General features: G+C 47.0%; 5 protein-coding genes and 2 pseudogenes. 5 read left to right on the forward strand and 2 right to left on the reverse strand.

Annotation, left to right across the window (positions count from 1 at the left end; all coding sequences use genetic code 11):
• The 4 genes and pseudogenes from Q0620_RS06795 to Q0620_RS06810 form a co-directional block, all read left to right on the forward strand.
• Positions 1-437 (forward strand): annotated as a pseudogene (locus tag Q0620_RS06795) (hypothetical protein); the annotation flags it as partial.
• On the forward strand, positions 430-1,452 hold the full coding sequence (locus tag Q0620_RS06800; protein ID WP_297989426.1) for a ribonucleotide-diphosphate reductase subunit beta: 1,023 nt from the start codon (positions 430-432) through the stop codon (positions 1,450-1,452). The pseudogene Q0620_RS06795 and the gene Q0620_RS06800, both read left to right, overlap by 8 nt.
• Before the next feature lie 147 nt (positions 1,453-1,599).
• Positions 1,600-2,235: a protein-L-isoaspartate(D-aspartate) O-methyltransferase gene (locus Q0620_RS06805; RefSeq protein WP_297896800.1), complete on the forward strand. Its 636-nt coding sequence runs from the start codon at positions 1,600-1,602 to the stop codon at positions 2,233-2,235.
• A gap of 154 nt (positions 2,236-2,389) precedes the next feature.
• A complete protein-coding gene (locus tag Q0620_RS06810) occupies positions 2,390-4,192 on the forward strand; it encodes a hypothetical protein (RefSeq protein ID WP_298783974.1) in 1,803 nt (600 codons plus the stop codon).
• Positions 4,193-4,624: 432 nt separating this feature from the next.
• On the opposite strand, the gene Q0620_RS06815 is transcribed toward Q0620_RS06810, so the two are convergent.
• Together Q0620_RS06815 and Q0620_RS06820 are read right to left on the reverse strand one after the other, a co-directional pair.
• Positions 4,625-5,134 carry a molybdenum cofactor biosynthesis protein MoaE gene (locus Q0620_RS06815; protein WP_298783976.1) on the reverse strand — a complete coding sequence of 170 codons (510 nt, stop codon included), beginning with the start codon at positions 5,132-5,134 and terminating at the stop codon, positions 4,625-4,627.
• A gap of 15 nt (positions 5,135-5,149) precedes the next feature.
• On the reverse strand, positions 5,150-5,371 hold the full coding sequence (locus Q0620_RS06820; protein WP_298783978.1) for a MoaD/ThiS family protein: 222 nt from the start codon (positions 5,369-5,371) through the stop codon (positions 5,150-5,152).
• An 87-nt stretch (positions 5,372-5,458) separates the two neighbouring features.
• Here Q0620_RS06820 and Q0620_RS06825 point away from each other — a divergent pair.
• Positions 5,459-5,745: pseudogene (locus Q0620_RS06825) on the forward strand (carboxynorspermidine decarboxylase); the annotation flags it as partial.

Below are 5,745 nucleotides of genomic sequence, written 5' to 3' on the forward strand. Positions count from 1 at the left end.
TTGAAATGGCAGGAACTGATGAATCTGTGGGAATTTACTTAAAAGGTTCAACAGGGACAAATGAAACAAGTGGGAAAATATCTGTTGGAGAAAATCAGTCTATAGGTATTTATGGTATTGAAACTTCTGTATTGACAAACAAAGGAACAATTGAAACTGAAAAGGAAAAATCAGTTGGGATGCTTGGGAATGCGAGTACAATAGACAATGTTTCAGGTGGAACAATTGAAACAAAAGGTGAAAAATCAGCTGGAATTTATGGTACTAACGAATCAACAATTACAAACGAAGGTACAATAACTGCCAAGAAAACTGGATCAGCCGGAATTTATGCAGATGATAGTCAAGTTACAAACAAGACAAGCGGAATTATAGATACTGAAGAAGGAAAATCAGCCGGAATTTATGCTATTTTTAAAAAGGCAAAAAATGGATAGGAAAAAAATCTACAACCCCTTCTCTGACGAGACGCTTACCGATCGAAAGGTCTTCGGCGGCAATCCGCAGGGTATTTTAAATTTTACCAAGGCGAAATATCAATGGGCGCTGAAGCTTTGGGATCTGATGGAGGCTAACACCTGGTTTCCTAAAGAGGTCGATACCACCGACGACGTACGCGATTATAACTTCAATCTTACAAGCGCCGAGAAGCGGATGTACGATCTCGTGTGGAGCCAGCTGATATCGATGGATAGCTTTCAGACCAACAATCTCGCCGATAATATCAACCCCTACATCACGGCTCCGGAGATCAATGCCGTGCTCGCGCGCCAAGCCTACGAGGAGGCCAACCACAGCAAATCCTACGCCGTCATGGTCGAGGCGATCTGTGAAAACACCGATCTGATCTACGAGATGGAGAAGCACGACGATATGCTCCGCAGGAAAAACGACTACATCTCAAGCGTCTATGAGGAGCTCGCGGGCGAGGTTAGCGATGATAAGCTGCTGCTGGCGATGGTGGCGAATCAAATTTTAGAGGGGATCTATTTTTATAGCGGCTTTACCTCGATCTATGCGCTCGCGCGCGCGGGCAAGATGCTAGGCAGCGCGCAGATGATCCGCTTCATACAGCGCGACGAGATCACGCATCTGCTGCTCTTTCAAAACATGATAAATTCCGTCCGCAAGGAGCGCGCCGATCTGTTTAACAAACGCAACGTGGATAAAATTTACGAGATGTTCGAAACGGCGGGGAGCTTAGAGATCGATTGGGGCAAATACATCACGGATAATCAAATCATGGGCTTTACGGACGACATCATCGAAGAATACATCCACTACCTAGTTGATCAGCGCCTACTCGCCATCGGGCTTGAGAAGCGATACGGCGCGAAACACCCGATAAAATGGGTCGATGATTTTTCTAAATTTAATGATCAAAAGAGCAATTTTTTCGAGAGCAAGGTCACGAACTACAGCAAAGGAAGTTTGAGTTTCGATGATTTTTAGCGGATTTTGCGGTTTGAAATTTTGCTCTGCCGCATCGTGTCGCCGGCGCTTGGACGGCATTTTTAAAAATTTTATCGGTCCCGAATTTAATCAGAGCAAAAGCTTTCGCGGCTTTAAATTTAAGGTCTGGCCTGGCGGGAGCGCGTTATGGTCTCGCTAGAGCGGCTTCGCTGCGAAAAGATGGCGAACGACATCGCCGAACAGGTTAGCTTAAATCCGGCACTTTTTGAGGCGTTTTGCAGCGTCGCTAGAAGCGAGTTCGCCCCGCTGGGCGCGCACGCTTTCAGCCTCAACGCACAGCCCATTTTGGCCAGCCAGTGGATTAGCTCGCCGCTGACGGTCGCGCGCATGACGATGGCGCTAAGCGTGGATCCGAAGGTCGAGAAAATTTTAGAGATCGGCTGCGGCAGCGGCTATCAAGCGGCGATTTTAAGCAGGATGGTTCACCGCGTCTTTGCCGTCGAGCGCGTCGAGCGGCTGGTGGGCGAGGCGAAAAGGCACTTTGCAAATCTCGGGATTTCAAATATTAGCCTGCGCCACGACGACGGCAACGCGGGGTGGAAAAATTTCGCCCCTTTCGATAGGATCTTGCTCTCCGCGTGCGCCGAGCGGATCGACGAGCGACTGTTTGCGCAGCTGGCAATCGGCGGAATTTTGGTCGCTCCGATGAATAGAGGCGGCTCGCAAAAGATCGTTAGGTTTAGTAAAATTTCGCCAAGCGAGATCAAAGAAGAGGAGCTCGGCGCCTGCGAATTCGTCCCGTTGGTGCAGGGTCGCGGATAGATCTAGCGCGCAGTAAATTTTAAAATTTCCTATCGCCGCGGGCGCGTAAATTTAATAAAATTTGCTTTCGCACTCCGCCGCGATATCAGAGTTTTATTAATTATTTATTTAAATTCAAGTACAATACACAATCTTAATCTTTCAAGGATGAGTCATGCAAGATTTTAGCAAGGAAAAGATAGAGTCGCTGGTCGCCAGCTGGAAAAATCACAACAAAAACCAATTCTGGCTTAAAAAACAAACCGCAATTTCAAAGTATTTAGGCGAGATAAAGCGCTGCCTCGCAAGCTTTGATGAGACCGAGAACGAGTTTTTGCAAACTCTGTATATAAATCTCAGCGACGGCAATCTTAGAAGTTGCAAAATTTTATCTTTGGGCGAGAAGTTCGCGCACGCCGAGTATTTCTTTATGGATCAGTATTTTGATTCCAATATCAGCGCGTTTTATTACGATTTCGCTTTTAAAGACCGCATCGTCGGCAAAAAGGAGCTGTTTCCTAAAAATGCTGTAAAAAGCGTAGATAGCGTGCTTAGCGGCGAGGATAAAAACATCGTCTCGCTTTATGTTTTTATCGAAAATATCGTCAAAAATTTCAATAGCTATTCGCAGGAGCGCACCGCGCGCGATATTTTTAAACAAAAGCTAGTCAATTTCTACGACGAGCTTTACAGGCTTCTTACGGCGGTGGATAGCGCTTTGGCGATCGATTTTTTCGACGTCGCGCTGCATAATCAACCCTTCGTGCTGATGGAATTTTTAAAATCCGCGATAAATGCCGATAATTTCTATCTGATCGATAGCTACCTAAGCGACGACGGGATGCTAAATCTAGGGCTTGCCGAGGGCGGCGATTTCGCGCAAATTTCGCGCGAGAAGCTCTATCTGCTAGCCAGCATATTTGCGCAGTGCAACGACGAGTTTCCGACGCTTGTTTATCGCGATGAAACCGCACAAATTTTATCCTTGCTATACGACGAAAAGGTTGAAATTTTTGAAGAATTTTACGAGGTGAGCTCGCGATTTATCGCGGAATTTACCCCGTATCCGCAGGACGTCGTGGGCGCGGCTAGGATCGTGTATTCGTCGCTATTTTTCGAATACGTAAAAAATTACAAAAGCGAAGAGGTTGCGAAAAATACGATATTTTACGGCGCGATCGGCACCGGCAAGACCCGCAGATTGCGATCTTTGATCACCGAAAAGAAGCTTGCGGCAAAAAATTTCCGCTACGTTTGCCTGCACGAAGGCTTTGAATACCGCGATTTTATCGACGGATTTTACGGCGAAAGCTTCATAGACGGCGAGTTTAAAGCGCTTTGCAAAGAGGCGCTAAACGATCCAAAGGGCGAGTATTATTTTCTGATCGACAATGCAAGTGCCGCGAGCTTGGATAAAATTTTAGGCGAGGCTACGGTGCTTTTGGATCGCCGCTACGACGAGAATGACGAGCTTTCGCTGATCCGCACGAAAAACTCTCACGTAATCGACGGCTTTGAAGAGGGCGAAAAAGCGCGCGCCAGCGTTCTTTTAAAGGATGGCCGCTCATATTTTGCGGTGCCTAAAAATTTATATGTCCTATGCACTCTAAGTGAGCATAAATGCGTTTCGCCGTCGATTGCAAAGGCGTTTAGATGGATCAGATGCGAGTGCGATTACGGCGCGCTTGAGGATTATTTAAGAGATCGCGAGATCGTAAATGCAAGCGCGGTCGTTGCGGTTTGCAAGGCGCTGAATAAGTTTATCGCCGATGAGGCGGGCGGTCTCTGCGCGATCGGACACGGCGTATTTATGGGGCTAGCTCGCTATCAAAGTGGCGCGCAGATCATGCAAGAAGGGCTAAACGGCTTTTTTGCCGAAGTGCTTGAGCCGATCTTTAAGTGCGCGGCAAGCGGCGAAGATGTCGCTACGAGCCTTAGCGAGCACATCGCTGAAGCCAAGGACGTGTTTAAATTTTAGCCGCCGTTTGGCAGAGAGGTTATATTTGCTATGAAATTTTAAAATTTCATAGCACTGCGTTTCATTTGTGCTTACGGATACGGCGCGCGAATTTGGGTTTAAATTTTGTTTTAATCCTGAAGTGTTTGCGACGTCGTGCTGCTGCTTTATTTATCAAATGCCGTAGCAATGCCGATCTATTAAATTGATATAAATTTAGACTTGAAATTTTAATCCTCGCTCGACCATACTTATCGCGGCGCAGGGGCGGGATTAGAGTAAATTTTGAGCTTTAAATTTAGCCTCAGCCGCTAAATTTACACAAAATCTTTATTTTGAAATTCTGCAGTATTTTCTATACGGAATTTTGCTTATCGGCGCAATCGCCGTTTTGATTAAATTTAATTGAATTGAAGCAAGCCTGTGGGGCTAAAACAGCGCGTGCTTTTAAATTTAGCCCAAAAGCCCCGCGCCTTTTACTCTCTGCGAGCGATCTGCCGCGTAGATCCTCTTCCCGCCTACTACTTTGCCGCCCTCGATTTTGCCGCCCTTTACGTCGTATTTCCAGATCGGCGCGGCCGCCTTGAAATCCTCCACAAACTCGTTTATTAGCGCTAAAGCGACCTTGCGCTGCGGGCTTACGACGCCTGTGACGTAGGAGCTTTCGTGGATCGGCACATCCCCGTTTGCATGTGCAAAAAGCACGAATGCGCCCCGTGCTGCGGCCTTTTGCTGCCACGCTTCGAACCAAGTTCGCAAAATCGGCTCATAGATATCGAAGCTCAGCGCGCAGATGCCGCCCTCGTCGCGCACGATGCCTACGAAAGTAATGAACGCGCCGCAATTTACGTCCTTAAATTTAGCGTACCAGCGCGATAAAATCACATCTACGTTCAAGCTGCCCTCATAAATTTCAGGCTCGATCCCGCTTAAAATTTCCGGATTAAATTTAGCCTCGCCCATCGCCGCCTCCTAAACTTAGCCGCCGCAAACGGGAGGCAGAAGGCTCACGCGATCGCCGGATTTGAGCGCGAAATTCGCATCATAAACCATCCTATCATTTACCGCTACGGCGCAGTTTGCGAGCCACTCTCGCAAGCCTTCATCCTTTTGCAGCTCCGCTTTTACCTCTTGCAGGGAGTTTGCGTTTAGGCGCAGGGGCTCGCGCCCGATCGGCCCTAGAAATTCTACCTCTACCATTTTTGTCCTTTTTTAAAGATTGGGCGATTTTAACTAAAAATTCATAAAATTTTATATAATTGCGAAAAAATTTAATGAGGAAAAACGATGAAAATCGATGAAATTTCGACCCCGGCTTACGTGTGCGAGGAGCAAAAATTGGTAAAAAATTTAGAAATTTTACGCGGCGTAGGCGAGCGAAGCGGCGCAAAAATTCTATGCGCGCTAAAAGGCTTTGCGTTTAGCTTCGCGATGCCTTACGTTGACAGATACCTCTGGGGTGCGACTTGCAGCGGCCTACACGAGGCAAAATTTGCCGCGGAATTTATCAAAAACGGCGAAATTCATACATACTCGCCCGCGTTCAAAGAGGATGATTTGGACGAAATTTTAAA

It is taken from the genome of uncultured Campylobacter sp. (assembly GCF_938017615.1).
In the GTDB taxonomy this organism is placed as follows: domain Bacteria; phylum Campylobacterota; class Campylobacteria; order Campylobacterales; family Campylobacteraceae; genus Campylobacter_B.